General features: G+C 62.9%; 16 protein-coding genes, 1 pseudogene and 1 riboswitch. Of the genes and pseudogenes, 1 reads left to right on the top strand and 16 read right to left on the bottom strand.

Features of this window, described 5'->3' with window-relative positions; translation table 11 throughout:
• Positions 1–91: 91 nt before the first annotated feature.
• Positions 92–188, bottom strand: a riboswitch (glycine riboswitch).
• A gap of 130 nt (positions 189–318) precedes the next feature.
• From JKL46_RS36265 to JKL46_RS10050, 12 genes and pseudogenes are all read right to left on the bottom strand, one after another.
• A pseudogene (locus tag JKL46_RS36265) lies at positions 319–1,832 on the bottom strand (amino acid ABC transporter permease/ATP-binding protein).
• Positions 1,833–1,872: 40 nt separating this feature from the next.
• On the bottom strand, positions 1,873–2,856 hold the full coding sequence (locus tag JKL46_RS10100; protein WP_201832504.1) for an ABC transporter substrate-binding protein: 984 nt from the start codon (positions 2,854–2,856) through the stop codon (positions 1,873–1,875).
• A 5-nt stretch (positions 2,857–2,861) separates the two neighbouring features.
• Positions 2,862–4,526: a gamma-glutamyltransferase family protein gene (locus tag JKL46_RS10095; protein ID WP_201832503.1), complete on the bottom strand. Its 1,665-nt coding sequence runs from the start codon at positions 4,524–4,526 to the stop codon at positions 2,862–2,864.
• A 129-nt stretch (positions 4,527–4,655) separates the two neighbouring features.
• Complete coding sequence (locus JKL46_RS10090) at positions 4,656–5,510, bottom strand: substrate-binding periplasmic protein (protein ID WP_201832502.1); 855 nt, start codon at positions 5,508–5,510, stop codon at positions 4,656–4,658.
• Between the two features lie 299 nt (positions 5,511–5,809).
• Positions 5,810–6,868 (bottom strand): ABC transporter ATP-binding protein, encoded by a 1,059-nt coding sequence (locus tag JKL46_RS10085; RefSeq protein WP_201832501.1) that lies wholly within the window; start codon positions 6,866–6,868, stop codon positions 5,810–5,812.
• Entirely contained in the window at positions 6,865–7,872 is a 1,008-nt protein-coding gene (locus JKL46_RS10080) for an ABC transporter ATP-binding protein (protein WP_246529237.1), read from the bottom strand. Before JKL46_RS10080 ends, JKL46_RS10085 begins: the two co-directional genes overlap by 4 nt.
• A complete protein-coding gene (locus JKL46_RS10075) occupies positions 7,869–8,699 on the bottom strand; it encodes an ABC transporter permease (protein ID WP_201832499.1) in 831 nt (276 codons plus the stop codon). Before JKL46_RS10075 ends, JKL46_RS10080 begins: the two co-directional genes overlap by 4 nt.
• A 12-nt stretch (positions 8,700–8,711) precedes the next feature.
• The gene (locus tag JKL46_RS10070; protein WP_201832497.1) at positions 8,712–9,629 is read right to left on the bottom strand and encodes an ABC transporter permease; all 918 of its coding nucleotides are present in this window, start codon (positions 9,627–9,629) and stop codon (positions 8,712–8,714) included.
• Positions 9,623–11,053, bottom strand: a complete 1,431-nt coding sequence (locus JKL46_RS10065; protein ID WP_201832495.1) for a M20/M25/M40 family metallo-hydrolase — start codon at positions 11,051–11,053, stop codon at positions 9,623–9,625. Before JKL46_RS10065 ends, JKL46_RS10070 begins: the two co-directional genes overlap by 7 nt.
• Positions 11,050–12,573: an ABC transporter substrate-binding protein gene (locus JKL46_RS10060; protein WP_201832493.1), complete on the bottom strand. Its 1,524-nt coding sequence runs from the start codon at positions 12,571–12,573 to the stop codon at positions 11,050–11,052. The genes JKL46_RS10065 and JKL46_RS10060 overlap by 4 nt, the downstream gene beginning before the upstream one ends.
• 141 nt (positions 12,574–12,714) lie before the next feature.
• On the bottom strand, positions 12,715–13,509 hold the full coding sequence (locus tag JKL46_RS10055) for an HpcH/HpaI aldolase family protein (RefSeq protein ID WP_201832491.1): 795 nt from the start codon (positions 13,507–13,509) through the stop codon (positions 12,715–12,717).
• A 108-nt stretch (positions 13,510–13,617) separates the two neighbouring features.
• Positions 13,618–14,787: a M20 aminoacylase family protein gene (locus JKL46_RS10050; RefSeq protein ID WP_343074037.1), complete on the bottom strand. Its 1,170-nt coding sequence runs from the start codon at positions 14,785–14,787 to the stop codon at positions 13,618–13,620.
• A 192-nt stretch (positions 14,788–14,979) separates the two neighbouring features.
• On the opposite strand from JKL46_RS10050, the gene JKL46_RS10045 reads away from it, so the two are divergent.
• A complete protein-coding gene (locus tag JKL46_RS10045; RefSeq protein ID WP_201832490.1) occupies positions 14,980–15,960 on the top strand; it encodes a LysR family transcriptional regulator in 981 nt (326 codons plus the stop codon).
• On the opposite strand, the gene JKL46_RS10040 is transcribed toward JKL46_RS10045, so the two are convergent.
• From JKL46_RS10040 to JKL46_RS10025, 4 genes are all read right to left on the bottom strand, one after another.
• Positions 15,957–16,895, bottom strand: a complete 939-nt coding sequence (locus JKL46_RS10040) for a DMT family transporter (RefSeq protein WP_201832489.1) — start codon at positions 16,893–16,895, stop codon at positions 15,957–15,959. The genes JKL46_RS10045 and JKL46_RS10040 overlap by 4 nt on opposite strands.
• A 118-nt stretch (positions 16,896–17,013) precedes the next feature.
• Positions 17,014–17,970, bottom strand: a complete 957-nt coding sequence (locus tag JKL46_RS10035; RefSeq protein ID WP_201832488.1) for an MBL fold metallo-hydrolase — start codon at positions 17,968–17,970, stop codon at positions 17,014–17,016.
• A gap of 15 nt (positions 17,971–17,985) precedes the next feature.
• Entirely contained in the window at positions 17,986–19,173 is a 1,188-nt protein-coding gene (locus tag JKL46_RS10030) for an NADH:flavin oxidoreductase/NADH oxidase (RefSeq protein WP_201832487.1), read from the bottom strand.
• Positions 19,174–19,175: 2 nt separating this feature from the next.
• A complete protein-coding gene (locus tag JKL46_RS10025) occupies positions 19,176–20,912 on the bottom strand; it encodes an FAD-dependent oxidoreductase (protein WP_201832486.1) in 1,737 nt (578 codons plus the stop codon).
• Between the last annotated feature and the right edge of the window lie 39 nt (positions 20,913–20,951).

Below are 20,951 nucleotides of genomic sequence, written 5' to 3'. Positions count from 1 at the left end.
TCTGTCTCGGGTACCTGAGAGCTTAACCTGACCGCCTCATCGACGCTCGGTATCCCCTTCGGTGGGCGGAGCACCGCCTCTCTCCAGATTGTCCAGCGATACGGTCCTTGAGCCTGAGAGATTCCGGGGTGTTGCTCCGTCGGCGCCGGCCTGGATTATTCCAGATCGGACTCTCCCGCATCGCCTTTCCAGACAAAACAATTTCTTCCGCATTTCCTCTGAAGATCACGCAGAAGCCGAGCCGCGCCTTGGCACGGCACGATAGATGCAGCGCACCCACCGAGTGGCATGCTTCTGCCTCGACAGGCAACTAGTACCCTATAACATCTGCGACAAGAACTCCCTTAATCTGTCCGACGATGGCGTGTTGAAGACTTTGTCCGGCGGCCCGCTTTCGACAATGTGCCCTCTGTCGAGGAAGACGACCTGATTGGCAGCCTCGCGGGCGAAACGCAGCTCGTGGGTGACCACCATCATCGTCATGCCGGACGCGGCCAAACGCTTCATGATCTCGAGAATGCCCTTGACCAGCTCCGGGTCGAGTGCGGATGTCGCTTCGTCGAAGAGCATGACGTCCGGCTGCATCGCAAGAGCCCGGGCAATGGCGACGCGCTGCTGCTGGCCGCCAGAGAGCTGGGATGGGCGCCGATCCTTCAAAGCCAGGAGGCCGACCTCTTCGAGCTGAGCCTCTGCAACGGCAACCGCTTGATCCCGCGGCATTTTCCGCACGCGCATCAAGGCCAGCGTGATGTTGCGGAGAACGGTCATGTGAGGGAAGAGATTGAAGCTCTGGAACACCATGCCGACACGCGAGCGGATGGCATCGATGTCCGCATCATCGCTCGTTATGTCTTCTCCCCCGATCACGATGCGGCCCGCCGTCGGCTCCTCCAGCCGGTTGATGCATCTCAGGAAGGTCGACTTACCGGATCCCGATGGACCGATGATGCAGGTGGTTGTCCCCGGCTCGACCTTCAGGCTGACGTCCTGGAGAACGGGATGGCGGTCGAACACCTTGGTAATGTTCTCGGCGTGCACGCCGACGGGATGGCGGGATGAAGACATGGCAGCCGACCTCGATGCTAGGATTGATGCGCCGGCGTCAATACCGGCTCCGGTGTGGGCCGCGCGCCGTCACGGAGTCGCCTGTCGAAGGCATTGACCGCATAAGTCAGAGGAATGGTGAGGCAGAGGTAGACGATTCCAGCCGCCACCATCGGCGATAATGTCCCCGAGATATGCGACGCGTCCGAGGCGATGCTGAAAATCTCGCGCTGGTCCGGCAGCAATCCGAGAAGGTAGACGAGCGACGATCCTTTGATGATGTGGATGAACTGTCCGGTCAGGGCCGGTAGAACTCGCCGGATGCCTTGTGGAACGATGACCCAGCGCATCGTTTCGAAATAGGAAAGCCCGAGGGAACGCGATGCCTCCATCTGACCGCGCTCGACGCTTTGTATGCCGCTGCGAAAGATCTCGCTGATATAGGCGCCCTCGATCAGGCCGAGAGCGAGCGCGGCATAGGCATAGCTGTTCCCGCCGAAAATGCGGATGCCTGCGATCGGCAGCCCCTGACCGACAAGGTAGATCGTCAGAATCACGGGCAATCCGCGGAACACATCCACGAACGTGCGTGCCGGCATCCGCACGATAGCGTTGCGGCTGATCAGCATCATGGAGACGACCAGCCCGATGACGGTGCCGATGACCACCGCCACCAGAGCCAGGATGATGGTGTTCGGCACACCGACCGCCAGCATCTCGGGAAGTATGGCCATGATCTGGTCGACATCGAAGAATGTGCGCCAGAGTCGTTGCAATCCCTCAGGCATTTCGCTCCCCTCACCATGCTTCCGGCGCTCTCACCCGCGCTCAGGCGGCGATGCGCGCTCCAAGATTCTCGAACCCGCTGAACAGGTCTTCCGGCCGGGCGGCGCGGGAAATCAGCCCCTGCGCGAACTGCTCATGGCAGATCATGGCGAGCATGCGCCTGTGTGCGGCCGTCTCGGTTCCGAAAGGCGGCGTATCGCCGGAGAAGTCGCGAACCATGGTCTCGATCTCCTCCATGGCCCAAGGCGAACCCTCAGCGAACTTCTTGGCCTTGGACCACCAGATGTCCCAGGACTTCCGCAAGGCATGGTAGAGGGTCATCACGGCTTCCGGATGCGCCTCCGCGAACTCGCGGCGCACGGCAACGATATGAAAGCCCGGATAGACGCCCGTGCGATGATGGAATTCACGTTCCACGTCACGGTAGTTGCGCACCAGGCGACGGAACTCGCCATTGGGCTGGAAGACGGGTTCCGGCATGAAGGCTGTGGTCACGGCATCGATGCCTCCCTCGCGAAGCTTGCCCATGAGCGCCTCTCCGGAACGCAGAAAATGCGTCCCTTTCGGCGGATCGACGTCAAGCGCCGTCGGAGGCTTCAAAGGGGTGGCCTCGTCGAGATCGCCGATCACCCAATGCACCTCCGAAACCTCGACCCCGGCATCGCGCATCGCGGCGCGCGCCCACATGGTGCCGGTATCGCTCCAGGAATTCGTCCCGACCTTGCGTCCGCGCAGATCCGCCAGCGTTTCCAGCGGACTGTCACGGCGCACGATGTAGTTCCGGTGACGGAAGCCGCGGAGAATGAAGGCGGGCAGGCCGATGATGCTGTCGTCACCTTTCGCGGCGGCGAGGACATAGCGATTGAACGAAACCTCGGCGGCCGCCAGCCCTTCAGGGAAGGCGCTCGTCAGCGGCGCCCGGTGATCCAGATTGAGCTTAATTCCCGGTGTTGGCACATCGCCCAGGAAAAGCGGAGTCAGGTGATCGTAGGCGCGAAGAGTCATGTTCAATTGCAGGTCGGACATAGGTTTCATTCTCCGATGGGTGAGTTGGAATAAGAAGACGACAGCGCAGCGCTACCCGGTCCGCGTCCGACGACGCCGCCGCGGGGATCGGCTCCGGGGATGAGATGGCCATCATCTGCGATCTGGATGGCCTGCACGCGCGCCTGATAGATGTTCCAGCGCACGCTGCAGCCTCTCGCCTCGAGGCCTAAGCGGATGGCGTCTGGCCATCCCGGCTCGAGATGGACGAGGAGATCCTCCTCGCTGTGAAAGCGCGGCAGGCCGACGGCCACATCCGCCGCAATGTCCCGGTCCACGACATTCAGCAGAACCTGGAATATCGAGGTGATGATGCGGCTTCCTCCGGGAGCGCCGATCACCAGCTTCGTGCGGCCATCCTTGCGCACGATGGTCGGCATGCCGCTGCCGATGCGACGCCCGGAGAGAATCGACATCTGCCGTCCCGGGCGAGGATCGAAATGGCCGAGGAAGTTGTTGTGCAGGAAGCCTAGCTCCGGCGAGATCGTTCCGGATCCCGCGACGGAGCCGATCGAATGGGTGAAGCTGATCGCGAGGCCATCGTCGTCGACCACCACCACGTGGGTGGTCCCGGTGCTCTGCCGCTCGACCTCGCCGGCGATGCGCTCGCCTCGCGCGATGCGGTCCGCCCAATCGCGGATTCGGTCGCCCGCCGTCACGCGACGCGTCCAGGCATCGGCCTCCGGGAGCAGAACCGCCTTCACGTCGCGGTTGTCGACGAAACCGGCGCGCATGACCTGCGCGATGAGATCGACGGCTTCAAGGCTGTCGCGTGGATGTGACAGGAGATCCAGCTTCTCGATAACACCCAGCATCTCGACAAGCTGGACACCCGGGCTGGGCGGCGGCGAGGTATAGATGTCGTGGCCGCGATACCGGCTGTGCAGCGCCTTCTGCCCGTGCACTCTGTAGGACGCGATATCGCCCTTTCGGATCAGGCTGCCCTTCCGCTCCAGATCGGCACCGAGACTCTGCCCCACGGCACCGCGATAGAAGTCCTCCGGCCCCGCATGCGCGATCCGGTCCAGCGTCCGCGCCAGGAGCGGCTGGCGCAGCGTATCGCCCGTCCGATAAGGCTTCGATCCGTCCTTGAGATAGATCCGTCGTGCCTGATCGTCGCGCTCGAACTTCGCCATGATGGACGGATATCCTGGAGCCGCGGGCCCACGCCCCTCGAATTCCCGGGCCCAGATCTCGGCAATGTAGGGATAGACCTCGAAGCCGGCGGCGAGGCGGATCGATGGTGCGATCAGCTCGGCCCAGGACAGCCTGCCGCTGCCATGCCGGCGGTGGAGTTCGGCGCAGGCAGCGACGAATCCTGGGACCATCACCGACTTGGCGCCGATCTGATTGTCCTCCCCGTCGACGATGAACCGGCCGATCGCCTCGGAGCGTCCCTGGAGGTTTTCGATCCAGTCGGCGGGAACGGGGCCTGACCCGGTTTCGGCCTCGCCATCGATCACGGTCGTCTCGCCATGCCGATCCATGGCGAGAAGGATCGCCGTGCCTCCAAGTCCGCAGAGAAACGGATTCGTCACGCCCTGGGCGAATGCCGCAGCAACGGCCGCATCGGCCGCATTGCCGCCGCGATGCAGGATTTCCGCGCCGACCGCAGCCGCGGGCGGCTCAGGACAGACCACCATCGAGCCCATGGACCCCTCGAAACAGTTTTCCGGTGACGGGAAGCGGCGCTGAAATGCCGCCGGGGATGGAGATGGGGGATCGGATGCCGCTGCATGCGGCAGCGGCATCAATTGCGATCCTGCCCTTCCTTCGGACGCTTAAGAGCGCGGAGAGGCTACGCCGGGAGCGCGCTGGACCTCCAGGCCGGGATAATCCTTGTACATGGGCTCAGGCAAAGCATCGCCTGCGTGCCACTTGTCGAAGATCTTGACGTAGGTGCCGTCCTTGACGAGCTCGCGCAGCCCGTCGTCGAGAGCCTTGCGGAGGGAATCGTTGCCCTTGCGCACCGGGAATGCATTCGGGTAGGGCGTCGGCGTGCGTGCCGCCACCGTCAGATGCGGAAAGCGCTTCAGGGTCTCTCCGAGCAGCGCACTGCCCGTCAGAACGCCATCGACCTTTCCGGCATTGAGCGCCGCGACGGCCGCAGTGTCGTTCGGAAACGCCATCAGCTGAATGTTGGGATGGTTATCCAACATATAGCGTTCCTGGATGCTGCCCTTGTTGATGCCGACGGTCTTGCCCGACAGGTCCTTGTAGCCGTTCAGGCCGGCGCTCTTGTCGACGATCAGCGGAAACCAGCCATAGTACCAGGAGCCCGAGAAGTCGACGACGGCCTCGCGCTCCGGCGTTCTCATGAGACCCATGGCGGCAAGGTCATATTGCCGGTTCGATACAGCCGGCAGGGCCCCCGCGAGATCGGCATGCGCCTTGAATTCCACCTTGAGATTGTGGCGCCTCGCAATTTCTTCCACGATCTCCACGGCCATGCCCGTCGCCTTGCCGTCCTTGATGAAGGATGTCGGCGGCGAGGCCGGATTGAAGAGCACCGTCAACTGACCCGGAACGACGGTCTCGACCGCGGCATTCTGCGCGGCGGCGGATCCAGCGAACGCCGCGCTCAGCGTAAGTGCACAGGCACCGAGCCAATGCCGGAACGACTTTGAATGTCTCATCTGCCTCTCCCGAAGGTGATCCTCATTGAGACGCCGGATGCGTTTGATCTGTCTCTCAGCCAAGATCAGTAGGATGGCCGCTCCAGGCACGATCGCCCGAAACCGTCCTGAACTTGGTCAGTGCCGGCGTCTTCAGGTCATCTTACGCAGGAGAAAAACTGCGAAAAATTCAAACATTTGGATGAAGTATAGGTCAGGGCTATATGCTCTCGCGGCCAAGCTCGGACCCTCGGTCCCGCTCATAGAGTTGTCGGGCATAATTTCGATGCCGAGGCTTCCGTCTTCGGTCGTCTCTAAGATCAAGCCGACGCGCGAACCGGGATCATGCTCTTCGGATTACCGGCAGCGGCCACACTCTCCTGTGCGGTCAAGCGCTCCGCATGATGGCATGCCACCACATGGGCGGACCCAAGTTCGCGGAGGTACGGCACGCTCTTCCGGCATTCCTCCGTCGCCGATGGGCAGCGGGTGTGAAACGGGCAACCGTCGGGAATGTTCATGGGGCTCGGTGGATCGCCCTGCAGCTTCACGGCTTTCCTGCCGCGCCGGGGCTTCGGCACCGGTACGGCGGCGAGAAGAAGCTTGGTATAGGGGTGAAGGGGATTGGCAAAAATCTCCGCAGTCGGCCCGCTCTCGACGATGCGCCCGAGATACATGATGGCAACTTGATCGCAGAGATATTTGACCACTGACAGATCGTGAGAGACGAAGAGATAGGTCAGTCCGAGCTGGCGCTGCAGTTGAATGAGAAGATTGAGAATCTGTGCGCGAACGGACACGTCGAGCGCCGAGACCGGCTCGTCGAGGACGATGAAGTTCGGGTTCGAGAGGAGCGCGCGGGCGATCGCGATACGCTGGCGCTGACCGCCCGAGAACTGGTGCGGGAATCTCTCCAGAGCAGCCTCCGTCAAGCCGACAGCCTCGAGACTTCGCACGATCCGCGCGCGGCGCTCCGCACGGCTTAAAGTTTCCATTGCCCGCAGGGGCTCATCGAGAATCGTCTTCACGCGCAAACGCGGGTTGAGTGCCGAATAGGGATCCTGAAAGACGATCTGCATCTCCCGCCGCAAGGCACGCAGCCTGCGCGGGCTCAGCGCTGTCAGGTCCGTCGCCGCATCGTCCTGCCCCTCCGCCCGGAAAAGGATTCTGCCTCCGCTCGGCTTTTGCAGCTGAAGAATGGCTCTCGCGAGGGAGCTCTTGCCGCAGCCGCTCTCTCCGACGAGGCCGAAGGTTGCGCCGGTCGGAATCGACAGGCTCACACCATCCACCGCCCGGACCGCGCCGACGACCCGCCGCAGCAAGCCTTTACGAACCGGATAATGGACCTTGAGATCGCTGATGCGAAGCCGGTCGGTCATGGGCGAGCCTCCGCGGCAGCAGGATACAGCCAGCAGGCCACCGACTGCTCGGAGGAGATTGCGCCAAGGGCAGGCATCGTCTCACCGCATTTCGGCATGACATGAGGGCACCGGCTGGCGAAGGGACAGCCGACGATATCCTCGGTGATCGCTGGAACCTGGCCGGGGATGGGCGTCAGCTCGATCCGCTCTCCATCCGCTGGCGGCAGGGACGCCATGAGACCCTGGGTATAGGGATGAGCCGGATTGTCGAACAAAGCATCGACACCGGCCTTCTCGACCACGTAACCGCGATACATGACGATGACCTCGTCCGCATTCTCGGCAACGACTCCCAGATCGTGGGTGATGAGAAGGGTCGCCATTCCAAGGTCTTCGCCAAGCCCGCGCAGAAGTTCCAGGATCTGAGCCTGGACAGTGACATCGAGTGCCGTGGTCGGCTCGTCTGCGATCAGGACACTTGGAGAACAGGCGATCGCGATGGCGATCATCACGCGCTGGCGCATTCCGCCCGAGAGCTGGAAGGGATAGTTCCTGGCGCGCTGCTCGGGCGCCGGGATGCCGACTAGCCTTAAAAGCTCGACTGCCCTTTTCCAAGCATCCTTGCGGGACAGGCCGAGATGCTGGCACAGGCTTTCGGTGATCTGATCGCCGACGGTATAGACAGGATCGAGCGCCGTCATCGGATCCTGGAAGATCATCGCGATGCGGCGCCCGCGAATGGCCCGCATCTGCGATCCCGAAGGGTTCAACCTCGCGATGTCTTCCCGACCCGCTTCGGTTTCCAGGAGGATGGAACCCTCGCTGATCCTGAGAGGGGCCGAGAGGAGATTCATCGCCGACAGAGCTGTCACGGATTTTCCGCAACCGCTTTCACCCACGAGGGCCAGCGTCTTGCCGCGATGCAGTTCGAGATCGATCCCGTTGGCGATCCGGCGTGCCGGAGTCTTCGGGCTGTCGAGGTCGATGCTGACATTGCGCATCTGAAAGACCGGCGCGTTCATCGCAGCACTCCCTGCAGGCGCGGATCGAGACGATCGCGGATCCAATCTCCGACGAAGTTGTACCCGATGGCGGTCGCCATGATGGCGATCCCCGGAGCCGCCGTGAGCCACCAGGCCGTGTCGAGCTCGTTGCGTCCCTCTTGCAGCATTCCACCCCAGGACGGCGTCTCCGGTGGAGCGCCCAGGCCTAGGAAAGAGAGACCGGATTCCATCAGGATCGCATAAGCGAGCTCAAGGGTCGCCACCACCATCAGGGGTCCGACCATGTTGGGCAGGACGTGAACGGCAAGCGTCCGCGGCAACGAAATGCCCGCTGCCTTGCAGGACAGGACATATTCCTTTTCCCGCAGCTCGAGGGACAACGAATAGGTCACCCGGGCGAACTGCGCCCAGCGCACGACGGCAAAGGCGATGATGAGGTTGGTCAGGCTGGCGCCGAGCACGCTCATGAGAACGAGAGCAAGGAGGATGAACGGGATCGAGAGGACGATATCGGTGGCGACGAGGACCAGCGACTCGATGGAGCGATTCATGAACCCTGCCGCGAGCCCGAGTGGAATGCCGATCAGGGCCGACACCCCTACGGCGCCGAACGCGACCGTCAGCGACACCCTCGTGCCGTAGATGATGCGGCTCATGACATCCTGCCCCAGCCGGTCCGTGCCAAGGAGATGAATGCCACCTTCGCTCCCCTCGGCGAGCGGCGCGGCAAGGCTATTGATGATGTCTTGGGCATTGGGATCGAACGGGGAAATCCACGGGGCCGTGATCGCCGCAACGATCACCAGGAAAAGGATGCCAAATCCGACGAGACCTTTCTTCGACATGTCGATCCCCGTTCAATTCAATCGGATTTGAGGGTTGAGCATCGCGCAGAGTACATCGACGAACATGTTCACGAGTGAGAACGTAATCGTGACCATGAGCGCCACCGACTGCACGAGCGGGAAATCGCGGGAGTAGACGGCATTGACGGCCAGTCTCCCGACGCCCGGCCAGGAGAAGACGGTTTCGATGAGGACGGCGCCGCCGAGAAGGCCGCCGAGCTGCAGCCCGATCAGCGCAACGATCGGGACCGCAGCATTGCGCAGGCCATGCTTGAACAGGATGGTATATTCGGGAATGCCTTTGGCTCGGACGGTTCTCACGTAATCCTGACCGAGCACATCGAGCATCGACGAGCGCGTGATGCGCATGATGCGGGCCATGGTGTTCAGGCCCAGAGTGATAGCGGGGAGGATCAAGGCCAGCCATCCCTCGCTGCCCATGGATGGAAGCCATCGCAGCGTGGTGCTGAACAGCAGGATGAACAGCAGCCCCGACCAGTATACGGGCATCGCCTGACCTATCACGGCAATGCCGCTCGCGAAGGTGTCGACCCAGGTGTCGCGCCTGAGCGCTGCCAGAATACCGAGCGGAACGGCCGTAAGAATGCTGAATGCAAGGGCCGACGTGGCAAGAAGGATCGTGGCGGGAAAGGCCTCGAGCACGATGGGCAGCGCTGGCTGATTGTACTTCCACGACAGGCCGATATTCCCGGTCGCGGCATTGGTCAGGAATGAAATGTATTGGATGATGAGAGGCCGATCGAGGCCGAGCTGCCGCAGGAGGTTCAGACGCTCGGTTTCCGTCGCCTCGGGCGGAAGGAGAAAGATGGTGGGATCGCCGGCGAGTTTCTGCAGACCGAAGAGGATCGTCATGACGCCGGTGATCGTGACGATGACGAGGAGGCTCCGTCTGGCAAGATAGGTCAACATCGTTTGTCTCGCTGATAGCGGGAGAAGCGGTAAAAGAACGTCGCCACCGATTTCATGAACGACACGATGTCATCGACCATGATGTACTCGTTCGGCCCATGCGATCCGGCGCCGTGACCGATTCCACCGAATGCGTAAGGCAGGCCCAGCACCTGCGAGAACAGGTACATGGGCGCAGCACCCGCATGGAGCGGATAGATCCGCAGATCGGCGCCGTGGTCGCGGCATGCCTCGGCCAGGGCTCTCACCACCGGCTCGTCCGCCGCGCTGCTCGATGCCGGATATGCGGATCGAACGATAATCTCCACATGCTCGAATCCGCGCCTGTCGAGATGCTGCCGGATCAGGCTCACCACCACGTTCGGATCCATGCGGGGCAGGACGCGCAGATCGGCATATGCGCTGGCAGTGCGGGGAATGATGGTCGCCGGGTCGTGCCCCTCCTCGACCTTTCCCGCCTTGAGCGCGTCGATGTTGAGCGTGCAGGAGAACATGAGTTCGGTCAGGAGGTCCCGCGGCGGTGCATCGGATTTCAGGCGCGCGCCGCGGATTTCCGCGCGATAGGCTTCGAAATCATGGACCTTCGCCACGGTGTCGATGAGCCGTTGCTCAAGCTCGGTCGGATGCGGCGTCACAGCGTCGAGGCCGTCGACAACGATCCTCTCCTGACGGTCGACGAGCGTTGCGAGCGCCTGCACAAGCTGCCACGAGGGGCTCGCGACGAGGGCGCCATGCAGGGCATGAAGATCGCCCGCGACCGGACCGCCCCAGGCGCCTCCCGTAACCTTGAACTCCAGGAGGACAAGACCTTTGAATCCCAGACGCAGAATCGTATGGCCGGCACCCGTCGTGCCGAAATAGGGAATGAAGGCGGCATCGCACCGCGTAAGCGTATCCCGGTTCTCGTCGATATATCCCGGCAGGGATGGGCTACCGATTTCCTCTTCACCTTCGATCAGGAAGCGGACATTCACCGGAGGTTGGATCCCGGCTTCGCGAAAAGCTTTGAGAACGGCGAGCGTCCCGAACAGAGGCCCCTTGGAGTTGAAGGTGCCTCTGCCGACAAGGCGCTGCCGCCCGTTCGCCTCGGGAACGATCTCGGCGGCGAAGGGCTCCACGTTCCATCCCGCCTGGCCTGCGGCCGGCTGCACGTCATAGAGGTCGTAGAGCAGCAAGGTCGGAGCCTGCGGATCGGCGATGAGTTCGCCTTCCACGATCGGAGCGTGGCGGCCCGGCACCAGCCGGGCCTGCGCTCCGAGTTCCTGCAGATAGGCCCGCGTCCATTGGGCCATCTCCGCGATCCCCTCCCCCGTCTGGCTGACGCTCGGCTGCCGGATCGAGCGCCGGATCTCTTCGAGTGAGAGATCCGCCCTCCGCTCGATCCAGGCGATCAGCCTCGCCTCGTCAGACGCCTCAAGGGTCATCCGATTTCCTCGGCGACGATGAGGTCATCGGCACGCGGGCGCCATTTCAGCGAGGGCGCGGCGGCGTAGACGACCTCATGCGCGAACAGGGGAACGGCGGAGGCATCGTCCCTGAGCTTCTTGATCAGCTGCCCGACGAGGGCGACGCGCTCGGGCCCGTCCGCCTGGTTTGCCTTGTCGATCATGGCGTCGAGAGCCGGCTCCTTCCAGCCCGACCAATGGCCCTTGCTGTAGAAGAAGGCGATGATCTGCGGCAGCGGATCGAGCCAGACATTGCCGTGCGGCTGGATGAAGATCGGCGCGACCGTATTCGACTTGATCTTGGTGGCAAAGGATCCGTACTCCTCCGTCCGCACTTTGACATCGAGCCCAACCCGCCGCAACTGAGCGCCGACGGCGAGCGCCGTCTCTCTGTCGAGGGGGTAGCGCCCCGCAGCACCTGCCAGCTCGATCTCCTTCCCCTTGAGACCGAGATCCTCGATGATCTTCTTGGCCTCGTTGGGATTGTACGGGAAATCGCCCTGCGCATCGGCCGGCACGCCCTGGATCGACGATGCGTAGATCGTCTTGACCGGGCTCGCATAGCCCTTCATCAGGCCCTTGATCAGCTCGTCGCGGTTGATCGCCAGCCCCACGGCGCGGCGGAACAGCGGGTTCGTCGCCGGCTCCGCAAAGGGGTTGAACTGAACCACCATGACGCGGTTGCTCTCGACCTTGAGCACCTGGACGTCCTCGTTGCTCGACAGGCTCGCGGCCTGATTGGGCGACAGCGACGTTACGAGATGCGCGGCACCGGTCTTGACGGCCGAGATGCGTGCGATTTCCTCCGGCACCGGACGGAACACGATGCGCTTGTATTTCGGCTTCACCTCGCCGCCGTAGGTCGGGTTCGCAAGGAGGACAACCTCCTCGTTACGGCGCCAGCGGTCGAGCGTGTACGGGCCGGAGCCGATCGGCGCCTCGTTGAACTTCAGACCGACGCCCGCTGTGTATTTCGGCGGCACGAGCTGCAGGTTCGTCATGCGCGCCTGGAACAGGGCGTCGGGCGCTTCGGTTTCGATCGTCACCACATAAGGCGACTCGATCTCGACGGACTTCAGGTTGACGAAGAAGCTCTTGATCGGAGATTTCGTTTCCTCGGCATTGAGACGCGCGATCGTATATTTCACAGCCTCCGCATCCACGGGCTCGCCATTGGAGAACCTCATCCCTTCGCGCAGCACGAGACGCCATTTCGTCGGCGACACGCGCTCTGCCGTCTTGGCAACGCCCGGCCCGACGCTCATGTCGGGCATTCGACTCAGGACGGAGGAGTAGAGATGCTTCTGCACGATGCCGGTCAGCGTATCCAGGCGGTAGGCTGGATCGAGCGACATGATGTCCCCGGTCTGACCGACGACCAGCGTATCGCCGACGGCCTGGGCAAAGGCGATGCCGGACCCTCCGAATGTTGCTGCCGCCGTCAGGGCACTAAGACCGCCGAGAAAGTGCCGGCGGGTGAAATCTGGGTTGCTTGCCATTCGCTCTCTCCACTTTCGCTCAAGGACAGCCGTCCGAGTTCCTCTGCTGAGCGTTCGCGCCTGTGCCGGCATCTTCTTCGCTCTTTGGCCTCATGCTCCATTATGCGCGGGAGAACGAGCTCCCGCGCATTCGCCCTGCTCTTATGCCGCCGAAAGCTTTGGATCCCGGTAGATCTCCCGGAATGCCTTGACGTCGACGAGCGAGCCGTCGCGCAGGCGAGCCACGTCGCTGCCGGCGTTCACGAATTGATACCCGCGCGCGAACATATCCTTCCACGTGCAGCCGGGATGCGGGACGGTTCCCATCGGCAATCCCTTCGCCTTGATCCGGCTCTCCGCATGCTCGATCGCCCGCGCCACCTCGGGATGCTTGATGTTGCCCAGATGCCCCATCGTTCCCGAGAGATCGTAGGGCCCGATGAACATGACGTCGATGCCCTCGACCTCGAGGATCTCGTCGATGTTCTCCACGCCCTTGGCCGACTCGATCTGAAGAACGATCAGCAGATTGTCCGCGCAGGTGGACACGTAATCCGGCGCCATGCCGTAGCTCGAGGCGCGGACCGTGCTGGCGGCGGTGCCGCGGCGGCCGAGGGGCGGATAGCGGCAGGCCGCCACCGCGGCACGGGCCTCCTCCGCCGTCTCGACGCTCGGAATCATGACGCCTTCGACGCCGACATCGAGCACGCGCTTGAGATAGACGTGATCGTTCCAGGGCACGCGCACGATCGGCGTGGTGTTCGTGGCAGATACAGCCTGCAATTGCAGCGACAGGGATGTCGGGTCGCCGAGGCCGTGCTCCTGGTCCAGGATGAGATAATCGAAGCCCGCCAGCGCAAGGATCTCCGTCACGTGCGGATTGCCCAGCATGGTCCAGCAGCCGAAGACATTCTCCGCGTTCCGCAGGCGCTCCTTGAGGGTGTTCTTTCTATACATGGGCCGATGTCTCCGTTGCTTCGGCTGATGCCTTTGACCGTAGGGAAATTTGAGATTGCAGCTCGGTGTCGGGCCAATACTGATTTTGGAATCTTCGATAAGGTGAGCCTATGGTCCTTCGACAGGGAGTTCGGATTGCACGAGCCGGATCCAGAACTCGGCGCCGAGCGGAAGCAGCCGGTCGTTGAAGTCGTAGTGCTCGTTATGGAGCACATGGCCGTCGGCGGTCGGTCCGGCCCCGAGCCAGACGAAGCATCCCGGTCGTTTCTGAAGCATGTAGGAGAAATCCTCGGCTCCCATGGATGGCAAGGCATCCCTGACGACATTGGCCGCTCCGAACAGGGAGGCGGCAATTCTTGCCACCGTTTCCACGGCCTCGGGGTGATTGACCGTGGCGGGATAGCGCCGATCGTAGTCCACCTTGACCGTGACGCCGTGCGTCCGGCCGATTCCGGCAGCGATCGTGCCCATGGCGGCTTCGATGCCGTGGCGGACGCCCGGATCGAAGGAGCGCACGGTTCCGCGTAAGACGACTTCTGCCGGCACGCCGTTCCAGGTGTTCCCGCCGTGGATCTGCGTGACGCTGACCACGCTCGGCTCCGCCGGGTGAACGCGCCGGCTGGTGATGGTCTGAAGCGCGGCCACGAGGGCGGAGGCGGCCACGATGGCATCCGAGCCCATATGCGGCATGCCCGCATGGGTGCCCTGCCCCGTGACGGTGATCTCGAACATGTCCGAGGCTGCCATGATCGGCCCGGACCGGACGGCCATGTGGCCCATTTCGATACCGGGCCAATTGTGCATGCCGAAGACCGCATCGACCGGAAACCGGTCGAAAAGACCGTCCTCGATCATGCGCAGCCCGCCGCCCTCGTTCTCTTCCGCCGGTTGAAAGATGAAACGGACTGTCCCGCGAAACGTATCGGAAGCCGAAAGATAACGTGCCGCGCCGAGCAGCATCGCCATATGGCCATCATGGCCGCAGGCATGCATCTTGCCGTGATGGCGCGAGCGGTAAGGAAGATCTCGAACCTCTTCGATGTCGAGGGCATCGAGCTCTGCCCGCAGACCGATCGTTCGCCCTCTGCCGCGCGTGAGGCTCCCGACGACACCGGTTCCGCCGATTCCCCGAGCAACATCGAGCCCGAACTCCGTCAGCAGACCCGCTACATAATCGGAGGTCTTGAACTCCTCGAAGGCGGTCTCGGGGATGGCATGAAGGTGATGCCGCCAGGCCTGCATCTCGGCTGTGAGGCGGGTGGAGGCAATGCTCGTCAACAGCGCTTCTCCCAATCGGAATATCGATGCCCAGGATCATCGGTTGCCGCTTCCGATGGGGCAAATTGGAAAATGTCGCAGATCGATAGTGCGAAGCTATGGGACCATGCGCAGGGAATGTTCGATTTTTGTTCTTGAGAATGGCGGCGAAATCGGCCTCTCAGGTGCGGTTTAGGCAGAGTTGGCTCAATTATGGCCTTCCCATCGAAGGGCGACTTCGCCAATCTGGGCCATAATCTCAGCCGGGGCCTGGGGACACGCCGCACCATGAATTTGCGTCAGATGGAGGTTTTCTACGCGATCATGGTATCGGGTACGGTGACCGGTGCGGCCAAGATGCTCAACATCTCCCAACCTTCGGTCACCGGGGTCTTGCGCTACACGGAAGATCGCCTGCGCTTCAGCCTGTTCCAGCGCGTCAAGGGCAGGCTCGAGCCGACGCCGGAAGCGCGGATCCTCTTCAACCAGATCGAGCATGTCTTCGACCGGGTCGATGTGGTCAAGCGGACCATCCAAGGGTTGCGCGAGGCGAAAAGCGGCACGCTCAATATCGTGGCTATCCCGGCGATCGGCACGACCCTGCTGCCCTCAGCCGTCGGTGCGTTCCTCGCGAACCGGAGCGACGTGAGTATCCGGTTTCAGATGCATTCGCGACGGGAAGTCATGGAGTTGGTGTCGACAGGTGCTGCCGATCTCGGATTCGGCTTCCTGACCCCCGAGCTTCCGACGATCAAGGTCGAAGACATCGTCGAGAAGAACCTGATCTGCATCATCCCGAAGGGACATCCTCTGACAGCATTGGACTCGGTGTCTGTCGCGGATATCGCGCCCTATCCCCTCGTCAGCTATACCAGCAGTCAAGGCCTGGCGCCGATCATCAATGGGATCTTCGCCGAAGCGCGCATCAACTTTCAGCCCGCCGTGGAGGTTGGCCTCATCATCAATGCCTGGGCCATGGTGAACACAGGTGCCGGCATCGCCATCGTCGATCCGTATTCCGCATTGTTCAGCATGTTCCCGAATGTCGTCGTGAAGCCCTTCGTTCCCGAGACGCCGATCATGCTCGAAGCGATCCGGTCGGAACAGCGGCCGTCGTCCCTGCTGGCGGAAGCTTTCATCGCCGAGTTCCGCACATTCGTAGGCACGGGCCTCGAGCAGGCGTCGATGCCTTAAAGAACGGAGCGGTCCTTCCGAAGGAAGCGCAGGATATTGAATGCCGTGAGCAAGCCTGCGGTGCAGATGAAGACGCCGGCGTTTTCCGATGCGCTCGGCCATTCGCCGAGCAACGGGATAGCCAGCAGGAGTGCGCCAGACGGCACGAGGGCGGGAAACAATGCGGCTTCCGACGCACCGATATGCGATACGGCCTTGGCGAAGGCAACGGGTGCCAGACAGCCGCCGAGAACGCCCTGGTAGAACGCCTGGCTGAGCCAGATGCCTGCGGGTATGGCATCACCGGTGTGCCAGACCAGAAAGAAGGGCAGGAAAGCGAGCGCCGACAGAACGGAAACATGGCCGATGCCCGCGAGAGGATCCACCTTCCAGCGCCCGAGAAGATAGGTGAAGGTCCCCCAAAGCGCCCCCCCGGCGGCGAAGCACAGATCGCCCAGCCATACATGTCCTGAGGCTCGTGCCTCCTGTGCCTCCTGATCGGACGCAATCACCAGGAGACCTGCGATGAGGATCGCCATTCCGACGCTTCTGAACAGCGGCGGGCTCTTGCGATCGAGCCCCCAGGAAAGAGCGGTGGCACTCACCATCGTGCCCCCCGCCGTCAGCACCACCGCATGCGACAACGGTGCCAGCCCGAAGGCGGTGTTGATCAGCAGGCCGAAGAGCGGCCCTGCGAGAGCGACGAGGCACAAGAGACGCAGCCAGCCGAGCGGATGCCCATTGCGGCGCGACGCGACGAAGGGTACCAGCAGCAGGGCCGCAACCCCGAAGCGAAGCATGGACATGTCGGTCGGCGAAAGACCATCGAGCCGCCCGAGGCGTGAGCCGACATTGTAGCCGGACCAGGCCAAAGCCGCGACGAGCCCCCAGAGAATGCCGACCGCAACGGCCTTCCGCTTGCCTGCTTGAAGACCGCTCGTTCCGGCAAGAGACATCGATGCAACCTTCGCGCAAGCCTTCAGCGTCCGGAGAGTATGAACGCACGTTGCCACTGAGCGAGCGAGGATCCCGTTATCGACCATCGCTCGCTCAGGATCGTTTGAAAGGATCTCTTTAACCCTGCAGCGCGGCCCACATTTCGCGGTCACGCTCGGCGGTCCAGATCACCGGATGATCGATGCCGGACGCCTCGTCGAAGGCACGCGAGACGTTGAACGGCAGGCAATGCTCGTAGATCGCGAAGGAGCCGAATTTGGGATCCATCACCTCGCGCGTCGCCGCAAAGGTTTCCTTCAGCGACCGCCCCTTCGCCACCGATATCTCCGCCGCGCCATAAAGGCTCGTCACGAAATCGCGCGTCATGGCAATGGCCTCGCGAACTTGGCGCTCGCCCTGCAGGGCATCGCCGCGGCCGGGAGCAATCGCCTTGGGCTGGAAGTCCATGATCGCATCGAGCGTCTGCGGCCATTCACGCAGGTGAGCGTCGCCGCAATAGCAGGCGGAGTGGTATTCCACGAGGTCGCCGGAGAACATCACCTCCGCATCGGGCACCCATGCGACGATATCGCCTGCCGTATGGCCTGCACCGAGATGGAACAGCTTGACTTCGCGCTTGCCGAGAAACACCGACATGCCGCTCTCGAAGGTGAGCGTCGGCCAGGTCAAGCCTTCCGGGATGCTGCTCTCGCCGCGGAACAGGCGCGGGAAGCGCCCGATCTCGGAAGCCTTGTCCTGCTCGCCGCGCTCGACGATGAGATCGTAGGTGGCGTTCGAGGCGATGATGCCTTGCGCGTTATAGGCCGAGGCGCCGAGCACGCGGACAGCGTGATAGTGGGAGAGGACCACATACTTGATCGGCTTGTCGGTGATCGTGCGTACGCGGGCGATCACGTCTTCGGCCATGGCGGGTGTTGCCTGCGCATCGATCACCATGCAGCCGTCGTCGCCGACGATGATGCCGGAATTGGGATCACCTTCCGCCGTGTAGGCATACAGATCCGGCCCAATCTCGGTAAACGATACGTTCTTCTCCGAGAGATCACCTGTCGAAGCGAAGGATTTGGCGGTCATGTCTGTTCTCCCGTTTTAGCGACCCGAGCCGTTCAGGCTCCTGGTGTTGTTATCCGTGAATTGGAGTTGCTCCATGAGCGGTGCGCGCTTTGCGAGCCATGGACCATGCTGGATCGGCCAGCCTCCGAAGCGAAGATCATAGCCCAAGGCGTGGGCGGCATGGTGCGCCCAATAGGGATCGTACAGAGCCTGTCGTCCGACGGCGACCAGATCGGCACGACCCTCCTGCAGAATGGCTTCAGCCTGATGACCGTCGAGGATGACGCCGACGGATTGGGTCATCACATCCGCCTCGCGGCGGATGCGCTCCGAGAACGGGACCTGGAAGCCGAGCCCGCGCGGCACGTTCGCGTTGCGCGTCTCCTCGGACAGCCCGCCCGACGAGCAGTCGATCACGTCGACGCCGACCTCTTTGAGCGCGCGCGCAAGCACGACGGAATCGTCAAGCCCCCACCCGTTCTCCGTGCCATCGACGGCGGAAATCCGCACGAAGAGCGGCTTTTCCTTAGGCCAGGCCGCGCGGACGTCGCGCGCAATCTCGAGGGCGAGCCGCATCCGATTGTCTCGCGAACCGCCGTAATCGTCCTCGCGACGATTCGAATGCGGGGACAAGAACGATGCGACGAGATAGCCGTGGCCGAAATGCAGCTCCAGAACATCGAAGCCCGCGCGTTCGGCTCTCTCCGCCGCAGCGACGAACATCTGTCGGATGTCGGCAATGCCGTCGAGGCTCAATGCTTCCGGCTCGGACCATTCCGGCCCTGCCGCGACAGCGCTCGGGCCGATCCGCCGCCACGGCTCACCGGTCGCCTGCAGCTGTTCCATGGTCAGGGCTCGGCCGCCTTCCCACAGTGCCTGCGATCCCGCCTTGCGGCCGGCATGGGCAAGCTGAACGCCGATGGCGCCGCCGTTCTGATGCACGAAATCGACGATGGCCTTGAAGGGCGCCACCTGCTCGTCAGACCAGAGACCGAGGTCGCGAACGCCGATCCGCGCCCCCTGCTCCACCGCCGTGCTCTCGACGAAGATCAGTCCCGCCCCGCCAAGCGCGAACTTTCCCAGATGGACCAGATGCCACGCTCCCGCGCAGCCGCGCTCCAGTGCGGAATGCTGGCACATGGGCGAGATGACCACGCGGTTCTTGAGTTCGAGCCCGCGGATCTGCAGCGGTTGGAAGAGAATCGGCCGGTGCGGCGATGACATCGCTATGCCGCCGGACGATCTGCAGCGGCGTTGCCCGTCTCGGCGACGCCCGCCAGATGACGGCCAGCGATGTAGCCGAAGGTCATGGCGGGGCCGAGCGTGATGCCGCCGCCGGGATAATTGCCGCCCATGATGCTCGCCATGTCGTTGCCGGCGGCATAGAGGCCCGGGATGACCTGCCCGTCCTCATCGATGACCCGTGCATTCGGATCGGTCCTGAGCCCGGCGAAGGTACCGAGATCGCCCGGCACGACTTTGACGGCATAGAAGGGACCGCGCTCGATGGGACCGACGCAAGGATTCGGCTTGTGATCCGGATCGCCGAGATAGCGGTTATAGGCCGTGCTGCCGCGCTTGAACTGCGGATCGTCGCCCTTGCGCGCGTCACGATTGTAGGTTTCCACCGTCTGCTCGAAGGCGGAAGGATCGATGCCGGCCTTGGCTGCGAGTTCGCGCAGGGTGCGTCCTTTGAGCAGATATCCGTTCTGCAGAACGGGAGTGAGCGGAACCGGGAAGGGCTTCACGAAGCCGAGGCCGTAGCGGCGGATCGTCGGGTGATCGACGATGAGCCAGGCCGCCTTTTCCGGATCGTCTCCGCAGGCGCCGACCATGGCTTGCACGAAGTCATGATAGGAATTGGCCTCGTTGGTGAAACGCTTGCCGCTCTTGGTCACGGCGATCACGCCGGGCTTGCCGCGATCGATGAAGTGCGGGAACGGTCCCGACGTCCCGTCGCGGCGCGGAACCAGCGACACCGGAACCCAGGCGGCCGCATTCGGCAGGCCCGCGATGGCACGCCCGCCGACCTTTTCGCCCAGCCGAATGCCGTCGCCGGTGTTACCGGGAGGTGCGGGCGACCAATGCTCCTGGCCCGAAGGCGCATGCGCGAACAACTCCTTGCGGCGCAGCACGTCCTGCGGAAAGCCGCCGGCGGCAAGAACGACGCCGCGACGCGTGCGCACTTCGGTCACGCCGTCCTCGGTCTGCACGAGCGCGCCCTTGACCGCATTGTTCTCAACGATGAGATCCTTGACCGGCGCCGAGGTCCAGATCGGAATATTCTGATCGATGGCCGATTTCGCGAGCCGGCCGATCAAGGCATTGCCGTTGGTCAGGCGCATCGCACGTCCATGCGAGACGAGATCGCGGCCATATTTCGCCAGCAGCACGCCGACATAGGCGGCCGACTTGACGGAACGGGTCACGTTGAAGAAGTGCAGCAACTCCTTGCCGGAGCCGATCATCATGCCGAGGAAGGTGATCTCCTTGAGCGGCGGCCTCAGGCGGGAAATTTCCTTGCCGAGCTTGCGGCCGTCATAAGGCGTCGCGACGATGGAGCGTCCGCCCGCCATGCCACCAGGGGCATCGGGATGGTAATCCGAGAAGGCGGGACCGAGGGTGAATTCCATCTCCGTATTCTTCTCGAAGAAATCGACCATCTTCGGGCCGTTGTCGAGGAATGCATCGACGCGCCCGGCATCGAAATGGTTGCCGGCCTCGTGCTGGAGATAGGTGCGGGCCGCTTCCCTCGAATCCTTGAAGCCCTCTTTCTGCGCCAGGGGGTTGCAGGGGATCCACATCCATCCGCCGGAGCGCGCCGTCGTCCCGCCGAAGACCGGCTCCTTCTCGGCCACGATCACCTCGAGCCCGTGATGACGGGCCGTGAGCGCGGTCGCAAGACCGCCTGCACCGGATCCGACCACGAGAACATCGCAGGTAACAGTTTTCGTCGGCTTCATGGCGTTCCTCTTGATCTCGTACCGGCCGCTCAGCTTCGC

The sequence above is a fragment of the Microvirga zambiensis WSM3693 genome (assembly GCF_016735695.1).
Classification (GTDB): domain Bacteria; phylum Pseudomonadota; class Alphaproteobacteria; order Rhizobiales; family Beijerinckiaceae; genus Microvirga; species Microvirga zambiensis.
The sequence above is the reverse complement of the archived record's forward strand: the minus strand, read 5'-3'. Positions and strand labels throughout refer to the sequence as shown.